Annotated in this window: 3 protein-coding genes; all 3 read right to left on the reverse strand. The window is 75.9% G+C overall.

The window, feature by feature from the left end:
• On the reverse strand, positions 1-10622 hold a 10622-nt coding region (locus IEZ12_RS11105), incomplete at its 3' end, for an SDR family NAD(P)-dependent oxidoreductase (RefSeq protein ID WP_189271883.1).
• A complete protein-coding gene (locus tag IEZ12_RS11110) occupies positions 10619-23758 on the reverse strand; it encodes a non-ribosomal peptide synthetase (protein WP_189271884.1) in 13140 nt (4379 codons plus the stop codon). The genes IEZ12_RS11110 and IEZ12_RS11105, both read right to left, overlap by 4 nt.
• Positions 23759-24004: 246 nt before the next feature.
• Complete coding sequence (locus IEZ12_RS11115; protein ID WP_189271885.1) at positions 24005-24877, reverse strand: DUF6039 family protein; 873 nt, start codon at positions 24875-24877, stop codon at positions 24005-24007.
• Positions 24878-24900 lie beyond the last annotated feature (23 nt).

The following is a 24900-nucleotide window of genomic DNA, read 5'->3' on the forward strand; positions in this document are numbered from 1 at the left end:
GACGGCTCCAGACCCGCCACCGGCGTCTTCAACACCTCCGAGAACACCCCCGCCACATACCCCCGCACCGCCGCCACGTCGCCCCCCGCAGCAGCAGGAGCCGCCTCGGGCTTCGCGACCACGATCAGGGACTGGGCCGACTCGCCCGCCGCCGCTCCCGGGACGCCGTGCGTGCGCACCGTCGCGAGGTCCGCGGATTCGGCGGTCCGCGCCCACTGCTCCGGGCTCAGCAGCGGCGAGTGCGGCAGTCGGCGCTCGCCGTCCTCGTACATCCACCAGCCGGTGGTGAGGCCGAAGGTGAGGGTGAGGAAGTCGGAGAACCGGGTGATCTCGTTGACCAGGGCGATCCCGCCGGGACGCAGCAGCGTGCCGATGTTCGCCATCGTCCGCTCGATGTCGGGGGTGGCGTGCAGGACGTGCGTGCCGAACACGACGTCGAAGTCGGCGGCCTCGAAGCCCTGGGCGAGCGGGTCCTTGGAGATGTCCAGGGTCCGGAACGACATGAAGGGGTGTGCGCGCTCGAACTCCCGCTCGCCGTGCCGCAGGAACGCCGGGGAGATGTCCGTGTAGACGTAGTGGACGCCGTCGCCGCCGAGTTCGCCGCAGGCGGGGAGCACGGTCGCGGAACTCGATCCCGTGCCCGCGCCGATCTCCAGCACCCGTGCCGGGCGGCCGGTGCGTTCGTACGCCCGGCGGGCGGCGGCGACGACCTCCGCGGCCAGCGTCCGGTTGAAGTGGTCGGCGATGGGCTGGCCCTTGTAGATCGGTTCGACGAGCGCGACCGAGCCCTTGGGAAACAGCACGTCCATGGGGTTGCGCCGCCCCGCGAGGACCTCGGGGAGGGCCTCGCAGCAGCGCCCGACCAGGTGGACGTGCCCGGCCATCTCCGGGTGGCGCAGGGCCAGTTCGGCGCCCGCACCGTCCGGGCCGGGTCGGCCGGCCTCGGCCGTGAACTCGACGGTCGCGCCGTGCAGCCGGACGGCGCCGTCGGCGCGGGCGATGTCGAGCACCGCGTCCAGCAGCCTCCGGTGCCGCTCCACCACGCCGATCCGCGCCGCCAGTTCGGCGACCGGTACCCGGGTGCCGGCGGCGGGTCGGCCCGCCATCCGGTGCAGCACGGTGCGCAGCAGGTCGCGGCTGTACGCCTCGACCTCGGCGAACGCCTCCCGCGCGCGGTTCAGGATCGCGGGTTCGGCGCCGGCCGGCCTGGGGGCGGGGGCCTCGACGGGCAGTGGCCGGACCGCGGGGGCCGTCGGGGCCGCGGCGGCGGCGGGCGCGAGCAGCGCTGTCAGCCGTTCGCCGTGCTCCGCCAGGAGGTGCGCGGCGAGCTGATCGATCGTCATGTGCTCGAACAGCAGCGTCGCGGGCAGATCGCCCAGGTCCTGCTCGAACCGGTCGATGATGTTCAGACTCACCAACGAGTCGACCCCGAAGTTCTCGAACGTCGCCGACGGCTCCAGACCCGCCACCGGCGTCTTCAACACCTCCGAGAACACCCCCGCCACATACCCCCGCACCGCCGCCACCGCAACGCCGCCCGCAGCAGCAGGAGCGGCCGACGGGGCCTCGGACGCGGCGGGCTGCACGGCCTCGGTCCGGATCCGGCTCGCGTCGCCGGTCACGTGGATGCCCATGGCGGGCAGTGCGGCGCGGTCGGCCTTCATCGCCAGGGTCTGCGGCAGCCGCGCGCCGATGACCCGGCGCAGCACCGCCATGCCTTCGGCGGGCTCGATCGAACCGATGCCCAGCTTCGCGAACGCCTCGCGCATCCGCTGGTTGGCGACGGCGCCGACGCTTCCCCAGAAGCCCCAGTTGACGACCGAGACGGGGTACGGGCGCTGCCGGTCCAGCCACTGGACGTAGGCGTCCTCGAAGGTGCTCGCGGCGGCGTAGTTGGCCTGCCCGCCCGCCTCGACGAAGGAGACGGCCGAGGAGAAGACCAGCATGAAGTCCAGCGGCCGGTCGCCGAGGACCCGGGCGAAGGCGGTGATCCCGGCGACCTTGGGGGCGAGGCCCGCGGTGAACGCGGCCTCGTCCATGTTGGCGATCGTGCGGTCCTGGAGGTCCAGGGCGGCGTGGATCGCGCCGTGGACGGCGCCGAACTCCGCCTCGGCCCGGGCCGTGGCGCGCCGCAGGGCGGCCTCGTCGGCGACGTCCGCCTGCAGGTACAGGGCCCGGCCGCCGAGCGCGGCGATCTCCGCGGCCTTGGCGTCGTGGTCCGGCCCCTGCGGGCTGCGGCCGAGCCAGACCAGCCGGGCCTGCGCGATCCGGGCCAGCAGGCGGCTGAGCGCGAAGCCGATGCCGCCCGCGCCGCCCGCGATCACGTACACGCCCTGCTGCCGGAACGGCGCGGCGCCCTCGGGCGCGGGCAGTCGCACCGGGTCGAAGGTGCGTTCCAGCCGCCGGTCGCCGCGCAGCAGCACCAGCGGTTCCGTGCCGGGCTCCGCCGCGATCCGGTCGGCGGTCCGGGCCGGGTCGCGGTGGCCGGCGCCGACGTCGACGCAGGAGACCCGCCAGCGCGGGCACTCGGACGCGACCGCCCGGGCGATGCCGAGCAGTCCGGCGGCGTGCGGCACGATCGGGTCGTCCGCGTCGGCCGGGACGGCGCCCGCGGTGACGATCCGCAGTTCCAGCCGGTCCCGGGTGCGGCCGGCCGCGATGAGGCGCTTGACCAGCCGGAACAGGGCGAGCGCGGTGCCGTCCCGCTCGGGGTCGACGCCGGGCGTCCCGGTCCGGGCGACGAAGTGGATCGCGTCCAGCGGGGCGTCGAGCGGGGCGAGGTCGGCCTCGCCCGCGTCGGGGAGCGCCACGGTGACGGCGGCGCCGGTGCGGGCCGCGAGGGCGTCGGCGAGGTCCGCCGCGTCGGCGGTGTGCACCACGGCGACGCGCCGCCCCGGGGCCTCGACGGCGGCCCGGTCGGCCGGGGCCGCCTCGCGCCAGACCGGGCGGTACATCATCTCGTCGGCCGGGTTGTTCCGGGCCCGCAGCGAGAGTCCTTCGTAGCGCACGCACACCCGCCCCGAGGCGTCGGCGAGCCGCACCCGGTAGCGCTGCCGGCCGGCCCGTTCGACGTGGCCCCAGACCGGCACGGCGCCGGGTGCCAGGACGGTGACGGTGTCGACGGCGAACGGCACGAGGATCGCGTCGTTGCCGGCCTCCAGTACGGCGACCAGTTGCTGGGCGCCGTCGAGCAGGGACGGGTCGAGCAGGAAGCCGGGCCGGACCGGGGCCCCGGTGAAGCGGCCCAGTGCCTCGTTCCCGTTGAAGGTGATCCTCGCCAGGACACGGAAGGAAGCGCCGTACTCGATGCCGGCGGAGCGGAAGTCCTGGTAGAAGCGTTCGGCGGGCACCTCGCCCGGGCAGCGCCCGGCGATCGCGGCCAGGTCGAGGACCTCGTCCCGGTCGGCCCCGGTCGGCACGGACAGGCCGCCGCGGACGTACGGCTCCGGCGAGTCGCCGGCGCCGATCTGGAACCCGTGTCCGTCCTCGGTGGCAGTGATCCGGACCTTGAGGTCCGCGGCCGCCGCCGGGTCGACCAGCCGCAGCCAGCGCACACCGGTCAGTTCGAGCGGCCCCGACAGTCCGCAGGCCCGCGCCGACGCGGCCGCCAGGTCGAGGCTCGCGGCGCCGGGGAGGACCGGCCCGCCGCCCACCCGGTGGTGGTCCAGCAGCCAGTGGTCCGCCGGGACGCCGACCTCGAACAGCGCGCCCGCGCCGGTGCCGGGGCTGCCGACGGGCGCGCCGACGAACGGGTGCCGGTCGTCGGCCGGGGCCTGCGGCAGCTCGACCCAGTGCCGGTCGTCGGCGAACGGGTAGGCGGGCAGCGGCACCCGGCGGGCGCCGGTGCCTTCGAACAGCCCGGACCAGTCGGGGTCCTGCCCGGAGACGTACGCCCGGGCCAGCCGTTCCAGCTCCGCCCGGCGCCCGGACCCGCCCGGGGCCGGCTCCGCACCGGCCGCACCGCCCCGGAAGCAGCCGGCGGGCAGGCCGCCGCCCGCGGCCTCGGCCAGCCGCTGCCCCAGTGCGGCGAGGTCGTCGGCGACGAAGGCGATCCGGACCGGCCAGTGGCTGCGGCCGACGGCGAGGGTGAACGCGACGTCCCGCAGCGACAGGTCGCCGGTGAGCGCCGCGGACAGCCGGGCCAGGGCCCGGCCCAGGGCGGCCTCGTCGCGGGCCGACACTACGACCAGGTGCTCGCCGTCCGGCTGCTGCGGCGGCGCCGGAAGGCGGGGCGCCTCGGCGATCACCGCGTGCGCGTTGGTGCCGCTGAAGCCGAAGCTGCTGACGGTCGCCATCCGCACGCCCTGCGCGCCCGGCTGCCAGGGCCGGCGCTCGGGCACCACGAAGAAGGGGCTGCTCTCCAGCCCCGTCTTGGGGTTGGGGGCGTCGAAGGCCGGCGCGGGCGGGAGCTCGCCGTGGCGCAGCGCGAGCAGGACCTTGAGCAGCCCGGCGACGCCCGCGGCCATGGTGGTGTGCCCGATGTTGGCCTTGACCGTGCCGAGGGCGCAGTAGCCGACCCGGTCGGTGGTGCGCCGGAAGACCTCGGTCAGCGCCTTGACCTCGATGGGGTCGCCGAGGGGCGTGCCGGTGCCGTGGGCCTCGACGTAGCCGATGTCCTCGGCGGTCACTCCGGCGCGTTCGTGGACGTCGGCGATCAGCGCGGCCTGCGACAGCGCGCTGGGCGCGGTGATGCCGTTGGTCCGGCCGTCGCCGTTGATGCCGGTCGCCCGGATGACGCCGTGGATGTGGTCGCCGTCGGCGATCGCCCGGTCGAGGCGCTTGAGGACGACGCAGCCGACGCCCTCGCCCAGCACCGTTCCGTCGGCCGCCGCGTCGAAGGGCAGGCACTGCCCGAGCGGCGAGAGCATGCCGACCTTGCTGGCGCGGATGTGCAGTTGCGGGGTCACCATCAGGGCCACGCCGCCGGCCACCGCCATCGAGCACTCGCCGCGCCGGATGCTCTCGGCGGCGAGGTGGACGGCCACCAGCGAGGAGGAGCAGGCGGTGTCGACGGCCATGGTGGGCCCGACGAGGTTCAGCAGGTAGCCGATCCGCGCGGGCATGATCGAGCTGGTCGTCCCGAGGAACGCGTGTCCGCTGTCCGCCTGCCCGGCCTCGGCGAGCAGCAGGCTGTAGTCGCCGGGCGCACAGCCGACGAACACGCCGCAGCGGGTGCGTTCCGCGGAGTGGACGGCGTGGCCGGCGTCGTCCAGCGCCGCCCAGGCCTGCTGGAGGAACAGCCGCTGCTGCGGGTCCATCACCTCGGCCTCGACCGGCGAGATGTTGAACAGCGCGGCGTCGAAGCGGTCGACGTCGGGCAGCATCGCCGCGGCCTTGGTGTACGTCCGGCCGGGAACCCGCCGGTCGGGGTCGTAGACCGGGTCGACGGCCCAGCGCCCGCGCGGGACTTCGGCGAAGCTGTGGCGGCCGGCCACGATGTTCGCCCAGAACTCGTCGAGGTTCTCGGCGCCGGGGAAGCGGCCCGACATGCCGATGACGGCGATGTCGTCGCGCGACGGCGACGGCGCCGGTTCCTCGGCGGGGGCGGGCGCCGGAGCGGTCCGGTCCGCGGTGAGGAGGTGCTCGGCCAGGCGCGGCACCGTCGGGTGGTCGAAGAGCGCGACCGGGTCGATGCTCAGCCCGAAGCGTTCGCCCAGCCGCTGGGTCATCCGGACCGCGCCGACCGACTCCAGGCCCATCTCGTGGAAGCTCTGCCGGGCGTCGATCTCGTGCCGCTCCAGGTAGAGCTCGGCGCAGAGGGCGTCCTCGACGGCCCGCACCACCTCGTCGCGGTCGAGTCCGGGGAGCGGGGCCGGCCGCGGCTCGACGGCAGGCACGGCGGCAGGCACGACGACGGGCGCGGCGGCAGGCACGACGGCGGCCGCCGGGCGGGCGGGCGCCGGATCGGTCGGCCGCTGCTGCTCCTGCTGCCACTCGCCCAGCCAGTACCGCTGCTCGTTGAACGGCTGCCCGGGCAGCGGGACCCGCCGGGGCCGGCGGACCGCCGCGGTGTCGTGGCAGGCCTCCCACGGCAGGTCGGCGCCGGCGGCCCAGTTCCGGGCCACCTCGTGCAGGTCGCCCGCGCGGTGGAGCTCGACCAGCCGGTCGGACCCGGGGGCCGGGCGGTCGGTGCGCCGTTCCCCGTCGCCGGTGAAGCGGTTCCGGCCGGTGCCGTGGCCGTCGAGGTGGTCGGCCAGCTCGCGCCGCAGCCCGTCCAGGCCGGTGGCCACGACGGCGAGCCGCACCGGCAGCGCCACCCGGCCGGTCTGCAGGGTGAAGGCGACGTCCGCGGCCGGGGGCAGTCCCCGCGTACCGCCGGCACGCGGCCCGAGGTCCGCGGCGATGTCGACGATCGTGGCGTCGCCCGTGAAGGGGGTGGCCGCGGCGGGCAGCCGGTCCCCGAGGCTCCGGGTCAGCCCGGCCAGGCCGACGCGGTCCACCCCGAGGTCGACCAGGGTCTCCCGCGGGTCGATCGCGCTGTCCGGGACGCCGAGGATCCGGGCCACCTCGGCGGTGACCAGGGCGGTCGCCCCGCTGTCGGCGCCGCTGTCCGGCGCGCCCTCCAGGTGGCTCAGGTGCCGGCGCAGGGTGGCCCGCAGGGTCTCCTCGTCCCGTGCGGAGAACACGAAGACCTGCGGCCGCTCGCCGCCCGGCCCGGGGGCGTCGGCGGGCGGTGCGCTCTCCAGCAGCAGGTGGGCGTTGGCGCCGCCCGCGCCGAACGCGGAGACGCCGGCCCGCAGCACGTCGCAGCCGGGGGTGGGCGTCCACGGCGCGGCCGTCTGCTGGACGTGGAAGGGGGTGTCGGAGAAGTCGATGTGCGGGTTGAGCCGCTCGGCGTGGAGCGAGGGGGCCAGCCGGCGGTGCTTCATCTGCAGCAGCACCTTGGTGACGGCGGCGATGCCGGCGGCGCTCTCCAGGTGGCCGATGGCGGACTTCACCGAGCCGACCGCGCAGCTGCCGGGGGCGAGTCCGGCGTCGGCGAAGGCGCTGCGCAGCCCCTCGATCTCGATCGGGTCGCCCAGGCTGGTGCCGGTGCCGTGCGCCTCGATGCAGCCGATGGTCGCCGGGTCGAGGCCGGAGCCGTCCACGGCGTCCCGGATCAGCGCGGCCTGCGCGGCGGGGCTGGGGACGGTGAAGCCGCTGGTGCGGCCGGAGTGGTTGAGCGAGGACCCGCGGATGACGGCGTACACGAAGTCGCCGTCGGCGAGGGCCCGGGACAGCGGCTTGAGGACCACCGCGCCGACGCCCTCGCCGGGCACGTATCCGGTGCCGTCCGCGCCGAAGCTGCGGCAGCGGCCGTCCTCGGAGAGGAACCGGCCCTCGGCGAGCTGGAGGTACTTCTGCGGATGCACGGCGACGTTGACGCCGCCCGCCACGGCGGCGGCGCACTCGCCGCGGCGCAGGCTCTCGACGGCCAGGTGGATCGCCGTCAGCGAGGAGGAGCAGGCCGTGTCGACGGCCATGCTCGGGCCCTTGAAGTCGAGGCAGTACGAGACCCGGTTGGCCACCGAGCAGTGCAGCGCGGTCGGGTTCACGCCGCTGCGCGGGTCGGTGAGCAGCTGGTAGTGGCTCCACATGACGCCGGCGAAGACGCCGACCCGGCCGCCGGCCAGCGTGTCCGGCCGGTAGCCGGCGTCCTCGACGGCCCGCCAGCTGGTGGTGAGGAACAGCCGCTCCTGGGGGTCCATCCGCTCGGCCTCCCGGCGGGAGATCCCGAAGAAGGCCGCGTCGAAGCGGTCGACGCCGTCCAGGAAGCCGCCCCAGCGGCTGTAGGTGCGGCCCGCCGCGCCCTTCTCCTCGGCGAAGAACGCCTCGTGGTCCCAGCGGTCGGCGGGTACCTCGGTGACGCAGTCGCGGCCCTCGGCGAGGTTGCGCCAGAACGCGTCCAGGTCCTCGGCGCCGGGGTAGCGCCCGGCCACGCCGATGATCGCCACGGGTTCGTCGGCGGGCTGCGGGCGGTCGGCCTCGCGGGCCGGTGCGGACGCGGGGGCCGGCGCCCGGAACAGTGCGGCGACCCGGCCGGGTTCGCCGTACGGCAGCACCAGCCTGGCGTCCCCGCCGGCGAGCGCGCCCAGCAGGGCGTCCAGGCCGAGTTCGGTGGGGAGCGGGTGGAGGCCGGTGTCGGCGGCGGCGCGGCGCAGCGCGTCGTCCGCGACCCGCATCCCGCCGTCGGCCCAGTACGGCCAGCCCAGAGCGACGGTGACGCCCGGGCGGTCGCGGCGCGCGGAGCGCCGTTCGGCGAAGTGCTCCAGGTGGGCGTTGGCGTAGGCGTAGTCGCTCTGCCCGGGGTTGGGCAGGGTCGCCGACACCGAGGAGAACAGGGCGAAGAAGTCCAGTTCGTCCTGCGCGGTGGCGGCGTCGAGGTTGCGCGTTCCGCGGACCTTCGCGGCGAGCACCTCGGCGACGTCCGTCTCGTCCTTGCGGAAGAACATGCCGTCCCGGACGGTGCCGGCGCAGTGGAACACGCCGTCGATCCGGCCGAACCGGGCCCGGGCGGCGGCGGTCACCGCGGCGGCGTCCGCCGGGCGGGCGATGTCGCCGGGCAGGTACTCGACCTCGGCGCCCAGGGCGCGCCAGCCGCGGATCCGTTCGGCGAGGGCGGCGCTCGGCGCGCTGCGGCCGGTGAGCACCAGGCGCGCGCGGAGGTCCCGGGCCAGGCGGTCGGCGAGCAGGCCGCCGAGGCCGCCGGCCCCGCCGGTGATCAGGTAGACGCCGCGCTCGCGCAGCGGGGCGGGCGCCGGGCCGGCGGCGGGCAGCAGGCGCTGCTCGTGGCGGACGGCCTCCCGGACGGCCCCGCGGTGGCGGACCTCGGACTCGTCGGAGCGCGTCCGGGCCTCGGCCAGCACGATCTCCGCGAGCCGGTCCGCGCCGAGCCCGCGGTCGTATCCCACGGCTCGGCAGCGCAGCGCGGCCGCCTCGGCGGTGACGGTCCGGGCGAAGGCCGCGATCGCGGCCTCCTCCGGGCGGGCCGTCCCGTCCGGGGCGGCCTCGTGCAGGAGGAGCAGGGCGACGGGTTCGGTGGGGCGGGTGCCGATGACGGCGGTGGCCAGCGCCGAGCATTCGCGGTGGGCGGTCGGGACGGCGTCCCGGTCGTCGTCGGCGGCCGGCCCGGCGAACCGGACGTACCCGGCCGGCGCTTCACCGTTGGCCGTCAACTCGGCGCACAGCATGTCGAGTTGGCCCCGGTCGGCCGGGTCGAGGCGGTAGTGCCCGGCGGACACCCGGGCGAAGCGGTCGGCGCGCTCGACGCGCACTGTACGGCGGCCGCCGGCGAGCCGTCCGACCTCGGCGGCGAGCGCGGCGTCCGCGCCGATCAGGACCAGGGCTCCCCGGTCGCCGTGGTCCGCCGCGGCGGGCGCGGCGGACCAGACGGGGCGGTAGCAGTGCAGCGCGGGGGCCTCGGCCGGGAGGGTCTGCTGCGCCGGCCCGGCGGCGGCCGGGGTCGGGCGGTCGGCCGGGGGGTGGCGCCGGTCCAGGTGCGCGGCGAGGGAGTCGATGTCGGAGAACTCGAAGAGCAGCGTCGGGTAGAGCGGCGATCCGACCAGGTCCTCCAGCTCCCGGCTCATCTCCAGCATGTGCCCGGAGTCCAGGCCCAGGTCGTAGAACCCGGACCCGGTGGCGACGTCCTCGGGCCGTCGGCCGAGCCGGGCCGCGACCATGGCGCGCAGGTGGTCGGCGGTGGCCCGGCCGTCCGCCGGCTCCTCGGCGGCGGCCGGCGCCGGGGCAGCGGCTTCGGGGTCGGCGGTGCCGACGGTGTCGGCCAGCAGCCGGCCGATCAGTTCGGGGTGCCGGATGCGCTTGCAGGTGAGCTTGGTGAACTCGGCCAGCAGCCGGCCGTCGGCGTCGCGGATCGTGTAGCTGTTGTGCATCACGTCACCGCTGGCCGCCAGCGTCTCCGGCTGCGGGACGTGGGCGTGGACGGCGCCGCGGATCGGCCGCGGGGCGCGGAAACGCTCGATGAAGACCGGGATGAACGGGTCGTCGTCGCCGATCGGGACCTGGGTGAAGGCGGCGATGGTCGAGCAGTCCATCTTCGCGGGGTGCAGCAGGAAGGCCTCGTCCAGCGCGGCGGACTCCGCGTCGAGGGCCAGCTCGGCGAGGAGTTCCCCGGCGCCGTGGTGGAGCTGCCCGAAGCAGCGCATGGCGTCCCCGTGGACGATCCGCTCGGCGCGGGCCCGGGCGTACATGTCGTCCATGTCGGTGGTCCGGGCGGCGGAGCGCCGCAGCGCGTCGAGGTCGACGGCGGGCGGCTCGGGCACGTCCCGGAAGACCAGTTCGGCCTGGAAGTTGCGCCGGTACGGGGAGATCGGGTCGCCGTCCCGCCGCCACCGGCTCTCGGCGGTGACCAGGCGCAGGCCGTCGGCCGGCGGCGAGACCACCACCCGGATCTCGCGGTCGTGGCCCTCGGTGGTGGCGACGGCCTCGTGGAAGAGCACGTTGCGCAGTTCGGCGCGCGCGACGTCGAATCCCTGGGACTGCAGGATGCGCAGCACGATGTCGAGGAAGGTGACCCCGGGCATCACGGACACGCCGTGCACCCGGTGGTTCTGCATGACGAAGTCGGAGTGCTGGAGGACGAGGCGACACTCCACCTCGGGGTCCTGGCCGGGCGTGGGGCTCAACGCTGCTTTCCTTCCAGGGAGTTCGCCGGTGCGAACGAGCGGTCGGCGGACGCCGGACGGGCGAAGTCGACCGCCAGCAGGGACGTGGTGAGGGAGGGCCGCGGCGCGGGCGCCCCGGCGGACGCGGCGGGTTCCGGGTCCAGCCAGAGGCGGCGGCGGCGGAAGACGGGCGCGGGCAGCGCGGGCCGGACGGCTCCGGCGGGACGCTCGTCCGGGGCGAGGGACCCGGCGATCACGTGGGCGTTGGTGCCGCCCAGGCCGAAGGCGCTGACCGCCGCGTACCGGGGCCGGCCGGGCTCGCCGGTCCAGGTCCGGACCGTCCGGTTCGGGAAGAACGGCGAGGCGGCGAAGTCGAACCGCGGGTTGGGGCGTTCGCAGAACAGCGTGGGCGGGATCACGCCCTCGCGCAGGGCCAGGACGGTCTTCAGGAACCCGGCCATGCCCGCGGCGCTCAGCAGGTGGCCGACGTTGGACTTGACCGAGCCGACGGCGCAGTAGCCGGTCCGGTCGCCGTCCGGCCGGAAGGCGTCGGTGAGGGCCCGCAGCTCGATCGGGTCGCCGATCATCGTGCCGGTGCCGTGGGCCTCGATCATTCCGACGGACTCCGCACTCAGGCCGCTGTCGGCCAGCGCCCGCCGGATGACCTTGGCCTGCGCCACCGGGTTCGGCGTGGTGAGGCCCATCGTGCGCCCGTCGTTGTTGACGGCGACCGCCTCGATCACCGCGTGGACCCGGTCGCCGTCGCGCAGGGCCTGCTCCAGCGGCTTGAGCAGCACCGTCCCGCAGCCCTCGCCCGGGACGAACCCGTCGGCCCGTTCGTCGAAGGTCGCGCAGCGGCCGGTGCGGGACAGCGCGCGGGCGGCGCTGAAGTCGAGGTACGGCTCCTCGTCGAGCAGGACGTCCACGCCGCCCACCACGGCCAGTTCGGACTCGCCCGCGAGCAGGCTGCGGCAGGCCGCCTGCAGGGCGACCAGGGACGAGGAGCACGCGGTGTCGACGACCAGGTTGGGCCCGTGGAAGTCGAAGCGGTGCGCGACCCGGGCCGCGATGAAGTTCTGGTCGCTGCCCATGCCCACGCCGCCGGGGCGGGAGCGGGCCCGGCGCCCGTACCCGGTCAGCCGGGCGCCGGCGAAGACGCCCACGTCCCGTCCGGCCAGTTCCTCCTCGCGGTAGCCGGCGTCGGCCAGGCAGGTGGCGGCGGACTCCAGGAAGAGCCGGATGGTCGGGTCGAGGCAGGTGGCCTCGTCCTCCGTCATCCCGAACCACTCCGGGTCGAAGTCCTCGATCCCGTCGACGAACCCGCCCCACTTGCTGATGCTGCGGCCGGGGGCGTACTCGGGGCTGTACAGCCGCCGGACGTCCCAGCGGGAGGCCGGGACCTCCGTGACGGAGCATTCCCCGGCGACCAGGTTGCGCCAGAACGCCTCGGCGTCGGGGGCGCCCGGGAACCGGCAGGCCAGGCCGATCACGGCGACCCGTCCGCTCCCCGGCCGGCCGGACGGCGGCACCGGCGGCGCGGCGACGGCGCGCTGCGGCGCCGCGGCTTCCGGCTCCTCGCGCGGTCCGATCCCCAGGGCGTCGAGGTGCGCGGCGAGTCGCTCCAGCGTCGGGTGTTCGAGCAGGGCCGTGGGCTCCACGGGGCTGCCCGCGCGTTCCTCGATGCGGAAGACGAGCTCGCCGAGCATCACCGATTCGACGCCGAGGTCGCCGAAGAAGGCGGTCGGGTCGAGGTCGACGGCCGGGATGGCCAGCGCGTCGGAGAACAGGGGGGCCAGCCATTCCAGCGCGCGGACGGTCGGCTCGGGCACGGTCGGCTCCACAGGTGGTAGGGGGGAGGCGCCCACGGGGGGTTCCTCGACGGGGTGCGAAGCGGTGGGCGGGGCGGTGTGCGAAGCGGGGTGCGGGGCGGTGGGCCGGGGCTTGCCGAGCAGCGTGTCGGGGGCGACGGGGACGCCGTCCAGCGGCGGGCAGACCACGACGCGCGCCACCTCGGGCGGCAGGGCCACGATCCGCTCCAGCAGCCGCAGGCCCTCCGCCTCCCCCAGCGATCCGACGCCGGCCACCGCGCAGCCCTCGGGCTGGGCCGCGCCCATTCCGGTCTCGTGCCAGGTCGGCCAGTCGACCGAGCGGAAGCGGCGCTCGCCGGCCGCCGCCCGGTGGTCGGCGAACTGGTCGAGGAAGGCGTTCGCGGCGGCGTAGTCCGACACCCCGCGGGCGAGCGCCGGAACCATCGCGGACAGCGAGGAGAACAGCACGAAGAAGTCGAGGTCGTCGGCCGAGCAGAGCCGGGCCAGCGTCTCCAGGCCGGTGGCCTTGGGCTCCAGCACCGCTTCGATGTCGGCGACGGACTTGCCCGCGAAGGACGGCCGGCCCAGCGGGCCGCGGCCCGCGCAGTGCACGACGCCGCCGAGCGGGCCGAGCCCGCCGCGGACCTCCGCCAGGAAGGCCGCGGTCCGGTCCTCCCGGCCGAGCTCGCCCGTGTGCACCAGCACCCGCGCGCCCACGGCCTCCAGCTCGGCGACGAGCGCGGCCGTCTCCGCCTCCGGGGAGCCCGGGTCGAGGGCCGGCCACTCGGTGCGCGGCGGGAGTGGGCGCCGGCCGGTCAGGGCGAGCAGGCGGGCGCCGCGGCGGACCAGCAGCCGGGCGACGGCGGCGCCGATGCCCCGGGTGCCGCCGGTGACCAGGTAGGCCCGGCCGGGGTCGAGCCGCAGCGGGCGGTCCGGGCCGCCGGACAGCGCGGTGAGCTCGCGCCGGTGCCGGGTGGCGCCGCGCAGGCAGACCTCGGTGAGGCCGTCCGCGGCGAGCAGTTCGGCGTGGATCCGCCGGGCGGCGGCCGCCGGGTCGCCGCCCGCGCCCTGGATGTCGGCGACGGTGGCCGCGACCCGGGGGTGCTCGGCCGCCAGCATCCGCACGAACCCGGCGAGGCGGGCGCCGGACCACGCCGGCACCGCCCCGGGCAGCCCGTACAGACCCTCCGTGACCTGAAGGACCCTCAGGTCCCGGGCGCGGAGCAGGCGGACCAGGCGCTGGAGCAGCCGCAGCCGGTCGGTCCACCGCCCGGTCCCCTCGCCGGCCGCCACGTCGCAGAGGTCGACCAGGCCGACGATGTCCTCGTGACGGCCCACCAGGTCGGCCGCGATGCGGTCCGCCGCGGCCTCGTCGACGAGCGCCTCGGCCCCGGCTGCCGCATCCGCTCCCTGGCGCACCAGCAGCAGCCGGTCGGCGCCGAGCCGTGCGGCGAGCGCGTCCGCCAGCGCCGCGGTCCGGTCGGTGAAGACGCAGACGACGCGGCCGTCCACCGGGCCGGGCTCGGGGGCCGCGGCGGTCGGCATCCACACCGGGGTGTAGAGCGCCACGGCGTCCGCCGGGCCCGTCACGGGCGGCTCGGACGCCCGTGCGGGCTCCGGCTGCCACGTCACGGACCGCTCGAACGCCGGCACGAGGTCCGGCTGCGGCGTCGCGGGCGGTTCGGGCACCGGTGCGGGTTCCGGCTGCCGCGTCGCGGTGGGCGCGGCGGCCTCCGGCAGCCAGTGGCGTTCCCCGGCGAACGGATAGGAGGGCAGCGACACCAGGCGTCCCGCGCCCGGCCCGTCCCGGTCGACGGTGTCGCCGGCCACCCAGCGGGCGGCCAGGCGGCGCAGTGCCTCGGCGCGCGGCAGGCCCGGGTCGGGGGCGACAGGCGTCCCGGTGCGGGGGGTGTCCCCCGGGGTGCGGCCGTGCAGCACCTCCGGGTCGCGGTGGCCGGCCGCGAACCGGTCCAGCGCGGCGAGCAGTTCACCGGTGTCGGCGACGACGACCGCGAGCCGCTCGCGCAGGGCCTCCCGGCCGACCAGGAGCGTGTGGGCGACGTCCGCGAGGGCGGGCGGCGGCGCTCCGGCGCCGTCGCGGAGCCGGTCGGCCAGACGTCCGGCCACCGCCCGCAGCCGCTCCTCGTTGTAGGCCGACAGCACGATCAGCTCAGGCCCCGGTCCGGGCTCGTCCGACGGCTGCGCCGCGGCCCCGGCCGGAACGTACTCCTCCACCACCACGTGGGCGTTCGAGCCGCCGGCGCCGAAGGAGCTGACGCCCGCGCGCCGGGGCAGCACCGTCCCGTCGGCCGCGACCGGGGCGGCCCACGGCTCCAGCTCCTGCACCACCCGGAACGGCGACTGCGCCCAGTCCACGGCGGGGTTGAGCTCCCGGGAGTGCAGCGAGGGGACCAGCCGGCGGTGGCGCAGCTGGAGCACCACCTTGGTCAGTCCGGCGAGGCCGGCCGCGGCCTCCGGGTGCCCGATGTTCGACTTCACCGATCCCACGGCGCAGGACCCGGGCGCCAGGTCGGCCCCGGCGAACGCCCGGGCCAGGCCGTTGATCTCGATGGGATCGCCGAGCGAGGTACCGGTGCCGTGCGCCTCCAGGTAGCCCACCCCGGCCGGGTCCACGCCCGCCTCGTCCAGCGCGGCGCGCACCAGTGCCCCCTGCGCCACCGGGTTGGGCACCATGTAGCCGTTGGTGCGGCCGCCGTGGTTGACGGCGGTGCCGCGGATCACGGCGTGGATCCGGTCCCCGTCGGCGACGGCGGCGCTCAGCGGCTTGATCAGCAGCGCGCCGACGCCCTCCGCGGGGGCGAAGCCGTCACCGCCCGCCCCGAAGCTGCGGCAGCGGTGGTCGCTGGAGGTCATCCTCAGCCGCGCCTGCTGGCGGAATTTGTGCGGGTGCAGCGACAGGTTCACCCCGCCCACCAGGGCCGCCGCGCACTCGCCGCGGCGCAGGCTCTGCACGGCCAGGTGCAGCGCGGTCAGCGAGGACGAGCACATGGTGTCCACCGCCATGCTCGGCCCGTGCACGTCGAGGAAGTAGGAGACCCGGTTGGCGATGCCCGCGACGGCCGATCCGCTGTCGGCCGGTTCGCCGGACAACGAGCTCTCGACGCCGAAGAACGGGTACTCGTTGTACATCGTCCCGACGAAGACCCCGACGCCCGCGCCGTGCCGCTCCCGCAGCCGGGCCCGGGTGTAGCCGGCGTCCTCCAGCGTCTCCCAGGCGGTCTCCAGGAACAGCCGCTCCTGCGGGTCCATCAGCCGCGCGTCGCGGGGGGTGATGCCGAACAGCAGCGGGTCGAAGCGGTCGACGCCCGCCAGGAAGCCGCCCCGCATCAGGTCGGCCCCGCCGGACACGGCGGGCCGGTCGGCGGGCAGCGCGGTCACGCTGTCGCGGCCCTGTTCGAGGTTGCGCCAGAACTGGTCCAGGTCCGCGGCCTGCGGGTAGCGGCCGGCGATGCCCACGACGGCGATCGGCTCGGCGGCGATCGGCTCAGCAGCGGGCTTCTCGGTGACGGGCTTCTCGGTGACGGGCTTCTCAGTAACGGGCTTCTCAGTAACGGGCACCGGCGCGGCGGGGCCGCCGTGCCACGGTCCGTCGTGCAGGCGCAGCAGGTGCGCGGCGACGCCCGCGAGGTCCGGGTACTCGTAGAACACGGTCTGCGACACCGGGCCGACGGCGGCCCGGAGTTCGGTGTTGAGTCGGGAGACCAGCATCGAGGTCAGCCCGTAGTTCTCCAGCGGCACCTTCGGGTGCAGCCGTTCCACCGGGATCCCGCTGACCTCGGCGTACAGCCCGGCCAGGTACCGCTCGGCGCTCTCCTGCGCCGCCGGGGACACCGCGTCGGCGACGGCCGTGCCGAGCACCGGGGAGGCGTCGTCGAGCAGGTGCCGGTCGTCGAGCACGTGCCGGTCGCCGGCGAAGGCGTGCACGGGCAGCGTGACGCGCCGGCCCGGCGCGGGCCACAGCCGCGCCCAGTCCACCGGGTGGCCCCGCAGCCACAGGTCCACGGCGTGCGACGCGGGCCGGTCGGTCGGGGCGGGTCCGGCGGCCGGGTCCGCGACGGCGGTGGACAGGCCGGGGTGCGACCGGCCGGCCAGGAAGGCGTTCAGACCGGCGACCATCCCGGCCACCGTGTCCGCGGTCAGCGCCAGCCGGTGCGACAGGTGCACCCGTCCGGTCTGCAGGGTCCAGGCGACCCGGTCGGGCTCCACGGTGTCGGCGTGGGCGGCGAGGTGGGCGCCCAGCCGCCGCGCGGCGGCGCCGAGCTGCTCGGCGCCGTCGGCGGAGAGCAGCAGCACCCGCCCGGGGTCGAACCCGCCGTCCGCGCGGCCTGCCGTCGCCGTCGCGGGCGCCGGGGCCGACCGGTCGCCGGGCGCGGAACGCAGCACCACGTGTCCGTAGGAGCCGGTCGCGCCGAGGGCGTTGACCAGGGCCGTGACCCGCCCGTCCGACGCCGGGGTCCAGGGCCGGGAGCGCTCGACGACCTCGACCGGCAGGGTCTGCCAGTCCACCAGGCCGTTGCGCTGCCGGGCGGTGCGGGTCGGGGCGATCCGGCCGTGCCGCATCTGCAGCAGCACCTTGATCACCTGGGACAGGCCGGAGGCCGCCTCCAGGTGCCCGATGTTCGGTTTCACGGTGCCCACCGGGAGCCGCGGGGCGTCGCCGGGCCGGGCGAACACCTCGCCCAGGGCTTCGAGTTCGGCGGCGTCCGCGATTCCGGCGCCGGCCGCCGCGCACTCCACGTAGTCGATGTCGTCGGGGGTGACGCCCGCCCCGGCCAGCGCCCGGGCCAGCGAGTCGACCAGGCTCTCGGCCCGCGGCGCACCGTACCTGGGCGCGCGCCCGGCGTGGGCGATGCGGGTCTCCTCGACGGTTCCGTGGACGAGGTCGCCCGCCTCGGCGGCGGCCCCCGCCGGGCGCAGCAGCAGCGTGCCGACGCCCTCGCCCGGGTACCAGCCCGAGCCGGCCGCGGAGAAGGCCTCCGGCGTGCCGTCCAGGGCCACCAGCTCCAGGCCTTCGAGCAGGCCCCAGTGGTAGGGGTGGGCGAGGAGGTTGACGGCGCCGACGACGGCCGCGCCGCACTCGCCCCGGCGCAGGCTCTGCACCGCGAGGTGCAGGGCCGTCAGCGAGGACGAGCAGGAGGTGTCGACGGCCAGGCTCGGGCCGCCGAAGTCGAAGAAGTGCGAGACCCGGTTGGCGATGTCGGACGCGGTGGCCGGGGTGCGGGCCGGGCCGCCGGCCGCCCAGTGGTCGGCGCCCTGCTGGCGGTGGTCCTGCCACATGGTGCCGATGAAGACGCCGACCCGTCCGGCGGACAGCCGCAGCGACTCCGCGGTGTGCCCGGCGTCCTCCAGGCACTGCCACACGGTCTGCAGCATCAGCCGCGCCTGCGGGTCGACCGTCCGCGCCTCCTCGGGGGAGATCCGGAACAGCAGGCTCTCGAAACGGTCCACGTCCCGGAGGAAACCGCCCACGGGGGCGGAGTCCGCGGGCGCGATGTCGCGGCGGGCGGAGGGGGGCGGCCCGACCGCGGTCGCGCCCGCCTCCAGGTTGTCCCAGAAGGCGTCCAGGTCGTCCGCGCCGGGGAAGCGGCCCGCCATGCCGATCACGGCCGTCGGCTCCGCCGTTCCCGCCGCGTCGGCGGCGGGCGGGACGGGGCGGGCCGCCGGGGCGGGCCGGGCGCCGAACACCGGGCCGACGCCGTCCGCGGTGGCCGCGGGGTGCGCGGCGGCGCCGCCGAGGAACGCCTGGAGGAACACGTGGCCCTCGTCGAGGCCGAACCGGGCGGCGAGGTCGTCGAAGGCGAGTGCGCCGATCGGGCAGAGCCCGACGCCGGCCGCCGCCTGTCCCATCATCAGCAACTGGCCGATGCTGCCGGCCTCCAGGGTGAGGTAGCGCAGGCTCTGCTCGCCGTACATCGGCTCGATGCCGGGGCGGCGGCCCACCAGGTAGATGCCGAACCGCGAACGGTCGAACACCTCCCGGTTGTAGACGAAGTGGGCGCCGCGCCCGGCCCGCTGGACCGGGTCGATCCGGCGCAGGGCGTGCTCGACGGGGTCGTGGTAGTAGAGCCCCTCGGCGATCCCGTCGACCGCGTCGGCGGCCAGGTGGAGGTAGGTCTGGACGGCGTAGGTGTCGCCCGCCGACGGGTGCAGCCGGCGGACGCCCGCGGCGGTGGGGATCTCCCGGAGCAGGCTGAGCAGGCGGCAGAAGGACTCGTACGGGACCGGCGCGTCGAGGAAGTCGCGCCGGGTGGCGCGCCAGGCGAGGAGTTCCTCGTCGAAGCCGACCGGGATGAGCGGCAGGGCCGGCTCCTCCGGGCGGGCCGGGCGCAGGTTCCAGTGGCCGGCCTTGAACCGGGCCCGGTCCTCGGGGGAGAAGAAGTCCACCGCGCCCGGGCCCCGGCCCTCCGCCCCGGCCGGCTCGACGGTCGCCTGCGCGGTCGGTGCAGCGGTCTCCAGTGCGGTCGGCTCGGTCGGTGCGGCCGGCGTCCGCTCGACGACCGGCGTCGTCCCGGCAGCGGCCGGGGCGCCGGTGAGCTCGCGGTGCGCCCAACGGGCGATCGCCTCGACCTTGGGCTCGTCGAGCAGCACCGACACCGGTATGCGCCGGCGGTACCGGCGCTGCAGCGCGCCGGACACCTGCACCATGGTGAACGAGGTCGCGCCCTGGTCCCACAGGTCGGCCGCGGCGTCCACCTGCGGCAGGCCCAGGGTGGACGCGAACAGGCCGGCGATCTCCTCCCGCAGTTCCTCGTACGACGGCCCGTCGGCGACCGCGGCCGGCTCCTCGGCCGACCGCCCGTGCGGCTCGAACTGCTCGGGCTGCTCGGCCTGCTGCGGCTGCTCGGGCTGTTCCGGTCGCGCGGGCACGGGCCAGGGCAGCGCATTGCGGTCCAGCTTGCCGTTCGCGGTGGACGGGAAGGTCCCGAGGAAGCCGAAGAAGTTGGGCACCATGTACTCGGGCAGGGCGGCCGCCGCGTGCGCCCGCAGCTCGCGCGCGGTGGGCGCGGCGCCGCCGGCCGGGACGAGGTAGGCCACCAGGACGCGCTCGCCGGCGTCCCCGCGGGCGAGGACCACGACGTCCTTGACGCCCGGGTGGAGCCGCAGCCGGTGCTCGATCTCGCCCAGTTCGACGCGGAATCCGCGGATCTTCACCTGGCCGTCCGACCGCCCGTGGAAGCAGAGGTTGCCGTCGGGGAAGTAGGACGCCCGGTCGCCGGTGCAGTACAGCCGCTCCGCGGGGTCGTCGTGCAGCGGGTCGGGGATGAACCGCCGGCTGGTGAGTTCCGGCTGGTTGACGTATCCGAGGGCGAGGCACTCGCCGCCGATGTAGAGGTCGCCCTCGACGCCGACCGGGCACGGCCGCCGGTTCTCGTCGAGCACGTGGTAGCGGCAGTTGTCGATGGGCTTGCCGTAGGGGATGCTGCGCCACTCCGGGTCGATCTCGCCGATCCGGAACCAGTTCGACCACACGGTCGCCTCGGTCGCCCCGCCGAGGCTGATCAGGTCCGCCGCCGGGAAGACGGCGCGCACCTCGTCGGGCAGCGACAACGGGGTGTAGTCGCCGCTGAGGAAGACCAGCCGCAGGTCGCGGGTGCCCGGTGCGCCCCGGTGCTCGGCGAGCAGCGGGCCGATCTGGGCGAGCGTGGTCGGCGCGGAGTTCCAGAACGTGACGGGTTCGGTGAGCAGGACGTCCAGCAGCAGGGCCGGGTCGCGCTGCTGTTCCGCGTCGGCGATGTAGAGCCCGGCGCCGTACCCGAGCAGTCCGAAGACGTCGAACACGGACAGGTCGAAGCCGAGCGAGGTGACGCACAGCCCGAGGTCGGAGGCGTCGAAGGCGAAGGTGCGCCGGCACCAGTTCAGCAGGTTGAGCACCGGCCGGTGCGCGACCGCGACGCCCTTGGGACGCCCGGTGCTGCCCGAGGTGAAGATGATGTACGCGGTGTTGTACGGCTCGGCCGTGGGCTCGGGGTCGGCGTCCGGGTCGAGGTCGGACGGCGGCAGCCGGTCCGCGCGGATCTCCGCGACCCCGTCCGGCACGGCCCACCCGGCGCGGTCCGAGGTGGTGACGACGGTGGCGCAGTCCGCCTCCTCCAGGATCACGGCCGCCCGGTCGCCGGGCAGGTGCGGCTCGATCGGGAGGTACACGCCGCCGGCCTTGAGCACGCCGAGCACCGCCGCGACCATCAGCAGTCCGCGGGGGACGCTGACCGCCACCACGGTCTCCGGCCCGGTGCCCGCGGCGAGGAGCTCCCGCGCGAGGCGGTTGGCCCGTCGGTTGAGCTCGCGGTACGTCATGGTGCCGCCGCGCCACCGCAGGGCGACGGCGTCCGGGGCCAGCCGGGCCTGCTCCTCGAAGGCGGTGTGGATGAGCCGCTCGCCGTCGAAGGGGTGGGCGGTGTCGTTCCACTCGTGCAGGATCCGGTGCAGTTCGGCGGCGCTCGGGCCCTGCGCGGCCGGGGCCGGCTCCGGGGCGACCTCGTCCCACGGTTCGTCGCTGTCGACCAGGCGGGTCACCGTCCGGCCGTAGGCCGCGAAGAGCTCTGCGAGGGTTTCGCCGTCGAAGTCCTCCGCCACCGCGTCCCAGCAGTACCGCAGGGCCCCGTCGTCGTCCGCGGTCGTGATGCAGTCCAGGGACACGTCCGGGGTGCAGCTGCGCCATTCGCCCTGCCGTACGGTGGCGGGCAGCGGACGGTCGGTCAGGTCGAGGACCGAGGTGTAGACGACCCGGTGGCCGGTCGCCCCGGTCGCGGCCGTCCGGCGGCGCAGTTCGGCGAGTCCGCTGGTCGGCACCGGCGCGTCCTGTTCGAGGGCCCGGTGGTGGGTACGGGCGCGCTCGGTGAAGGACAGTCCGCGCGGTGCCCGCGGCACCCAGCTGAGCGCGGTGAACTCGCCGGGCCGGTACTTGCCGTCCGGGCCGTCCCAGCGCACCACCGGGACGGCGAAGTCCTCCTCGTGACGGAGCGACAGGGTGTCCAGGAAGGCAGTGAGCAGCACGGCGTCCAGGGTCAGCCCGTGCCGGGCGGCGCGGGCGGCGAGGGCGTCCCGGCCGGGCACGCTCCCCTCCAGCCGGATCCGGCGGGCGGGGCCGGCGCCGGGGGTGCGGCCCCCGATCGGCGGGCCGGGCGGGAGCTCGGCCAGCGCGTCGCGCCAGTGCGCCCGCCAGGCGTCCCGTTCCGGCGCCGCGGCGCGGTCCCGGACCTCCCGGGCGTGCTCGGCGTGCGGCGCGCCGGTCTGCGGGGTCTCCCGGGGCCGGGCGTAGAGCCGCATGAGTTCGCGGCCGACGGCGTGGATGCTGTGCGCGTCGGCGAGGGTGAGGTCGACGCAGAGGTGGACGGTGTCGTGTTCCTCCCCCTCGGTGACGCGGAGGTCGAACTGCGGCCAGCGGCCGAGCGGGAAGGGGTTCGCCGTCATCGCCTCGCGGACCGGCTCGGCGGAGTCGTGCCCGGTGACCGGGATCGCCCACTCCTCGGGGACCTCCGGCCGGACGGCGATCCGGCCGTCCACGGTGACCGCGGAGCGCAGCACCTCGTACGCGTTCATCAGCCGCACCAGCGCCGTTTCGAGGCGCACCAGGTCGACGGGGCCGGCCGTCTCGAAGGACAGGTACACCTGGCCGGAGCTCCACTCCCGGGGCTCGGCGGCGGCGCGGGCGACGAAGTAGGCCTGCTGGAGTTCGTTGAGCGGGCGGTGCTTGGGCTCCGCCCGGGAGCCGGCGAGCACCCGCAGGCCGTTGTGGAGCGAGGCGAACGCCGCGTCGGGGACGCCGGGTTCGAACATCGCGTCGGCGACGTCCCAGCGCAGTTCCAGGCCGCCGTCCCGCTCCCACATCTGGTGGTCGAGCCAGACCCCGCTGGTCTGGCTGGTGGCGTGCACCAGGTCGTCCGCGAAGCCCCGGCCGCGGGCGGCGGCCGCGGCGTCGAGCATGCTGGTGAACACCACGGGCGAGGCCTCGGCCGCGCCGCCGCGGGCCCGCGACGCGCGCAGCGCGGTGACCCCGCACACCGCGGAGTGCTCCAGCGCCTTCCACAGCTCCTGGTGGGTGAGCCGCGCCGCCTCCTCGAAGGTCCGGTCGTGCGGCAGCACGGCCTCGACCGCGACGGTGCCGGTGAACGGTCCGACGACCTGGTCGGCCGCCGCCGGCAGCAGGGCCCGCCGGCTGGTGGTGACGGTCAGCGAGAACGGCCGGTGGGCGCCGTGGCGGGCCAGGACCTCGGTGAACAGGGTCAGGACCAGTGCGGTGGCCGTGACGCCGAGGCCGGCGGCGCGCTCCCGGACGGCCCGCCACTCCTCGGCGGCCAGCCGGGCGGTGCGGGTGGTGCGGCGCAGGCACGGCAGGTCCTCGGGGCGGGTCGCGACGGTGTCCCGGACCGGGCCGGGGGCGCCGGGGAGCTCGGCCAGCCGGTGCACCCAGTGGTCGAGGCTGCGCCGGTGGCCGGGGGTGTCGGTGCGCGCCGCGAGCGCGACCAGGCAGTCCCGGGCGGTGAGCTCGGGCGTGGCCGGGGTGCGGGCCGGGTCGTCGTACAGGGCCTTCCACTGCGCGGTGAGCAGGTCGAGGCCGGCGCCGTCGGTCACCAGGGCGTCGATCCCGAGGTGCACCCGGGCGCGGCCGTCGGCCCGGCGGGTCACCTCGACGGCGAACAGCGGCCATTCGCCGGCTTCGAAGCGGCGGTGGGACATCCGGGCCCGGGTGCGGGCGGCGCGTGCCTCGAAGTCCTGGTCACGGTGGCCGGCGACGGGCTCGGACACCGGCATGCTCCACTGCGGCGGCTGCGCCTGGATGCGCTGCCGGCCGTCGGGGGTGACGACGGCCCGCAGCATGTCGTGGTGGGCGACCAGCCGCTCCCAGGCGTTCCGCAGCCGCTCGGCGTCGAGGCCGCGCACCTCGAACTCGCGGTAGAGGTGGCAGCCGACGGCGTCCTCGGTGAGGGCCGGTTCCTTCGCGGTGAGGTACGCCTCCTGGAGCGGGGTGAGCGGAAACGGCTCGAACGCCCGCTCCGGGTCCGCCACCACGGCACCGGCGGCCGCGCCGTCGACCGGGGCCCGGTCCGCCGCCAGTTCGGCGGCCTGCCGCCCGAAGTCGGCGAGGCTGTGCGCGTCCGCCAGCAGGGTCAGCGGCACGTCGATGCCGAACTCGCTCTGCGTGGCGATCCACAGCCGCGCCGCGGTCATCGAATCGAGGCCGACCGTGCGCAGCTCCGTGTCCGGGGCCACCGGGGCCTCGCCGGGCCGCAGTTCGGTGAGCAGGCGCGCGAGGGCCCCGCTGATGTCCGCTGCCAGCGTGTCGATTCCCGTGCGCTGCCGGGGATCGGGACCGGATGCGACCGCCATGTGCCGTGCTCCCCAGTTCGATGCCAGATGGTGTCCGACGTTCTCCGACATGCGGAAGCCTAGAAAGACAAAACCCGCACTTCAGCTCAGAAGTGAGCAAAGTGCGGGCTGCCCGGGAGCCGACTCCCGCGGTTAGGGCCGGTCTTGATGCCACGTCAGCGACGGCCGGGCCGATCTTGATGCCTTGTCAGCGGCGGCCGGGCCGGACCTGATGCCCCGTCGGCGGAGGACGGGCCGGCGCGGGTCTCAGATCGAGGCGGCGAGCGGGGCGAAGGAGACGTCGCCCATGCTGCCCTCGACGAAGATCCGGTTCCAGGTGCCGCCGCCCTTCTCGGGCGCGATGATCTCGTCGAGGTAGATGGCCCGCACGTCGTCGTGCATGCGCATGTGCATGTCGATGAGGTCGTAGTACGCGGTCTCCGACTTCATGTGGATCAGCCAGTGCGTACGGTCGGCGGGGCCGAACGCCTCCTCGTAGAGGAAGGAGGAGGCGATGCCCGGCAGCCGGGTGTTGATCGACTCGGTGATCCGGCGGGCGAACATCCGGGCCTCGGCGCGGAAGGCGTACTTGGGCTGGGCCACCCGGTGGATGATCAGTCCGGCGTTCGAGGAGTTCACGGTCTGCTCGGCGGTGATGCCGGTCTGGTGCTGCGCGGGCGCCACCAGCAGGTCCGGGGTGGCCTCGGCGATCGGCGTGCCGTCCGGCAGCACCGCGTCCGTGCCGTACATCCCCCAGCCCTGCGGAATGAGCGCCGTCTCGTCGAACGACGCGTCGAGGAACATCTCCTGCCAGCCCGTCCCCGCGGCGGGACCCTCGTTTCCGTCGAGCAGGGCCGTGACGGCGCGGTACCCGCCCAGCGACCGCAGGTGGATCATCCAGTGCAGGCGGTCGCGCCGGCCGAACTTCTCGTCGAAGACGAACACCGTCGCGTCGCCGGCGTACTTGGTGTTCACGTACTCCGCCTGCAGCAGCGCGATCCGGCGGCCCTCGTCGCGGTGCGCCAGCTTGAGCTGGGCGGAGCGCTTCACCACCGCACCGGCGTTGGTCGAGTGCAGGAGCAGGTCCGCGCCCACCGAGGTCTGCTGCCGGGCGAGGAACGGGTTCGGGTCGAGCGTCATCTGTACTCCTCAGGGTGGTTCTC

The organism is Kitasatospora griseola, from assembly GCF_014648555.1.
Classification (GTDB): domain Bacteria; phylum Actinomycetota; class Actinomycetes; order Streptomycetales; family Streptomycetaceae; genus Kitasatospora; species Kitasatospora griseola.

What these genes read in the sequence shown, in the direction of transcription:
- IEZ12_RS11110 (WP_189271884.1), bottom strand. Translation starts at nt 23,758, where the DNA reads ATGGCGGTCGCATCCGGTCCCGATCCCCGGCAGCGCACGGGAATCGAC.
- IEZ12_RS11115 (WP_189271885.1), bottom strand. Translation starts at nt 24,877, where the DNA reads ATGACGCTCGACCCGAACCCGTTCCTCGCCCGGCAGCAGACCTCGGTG.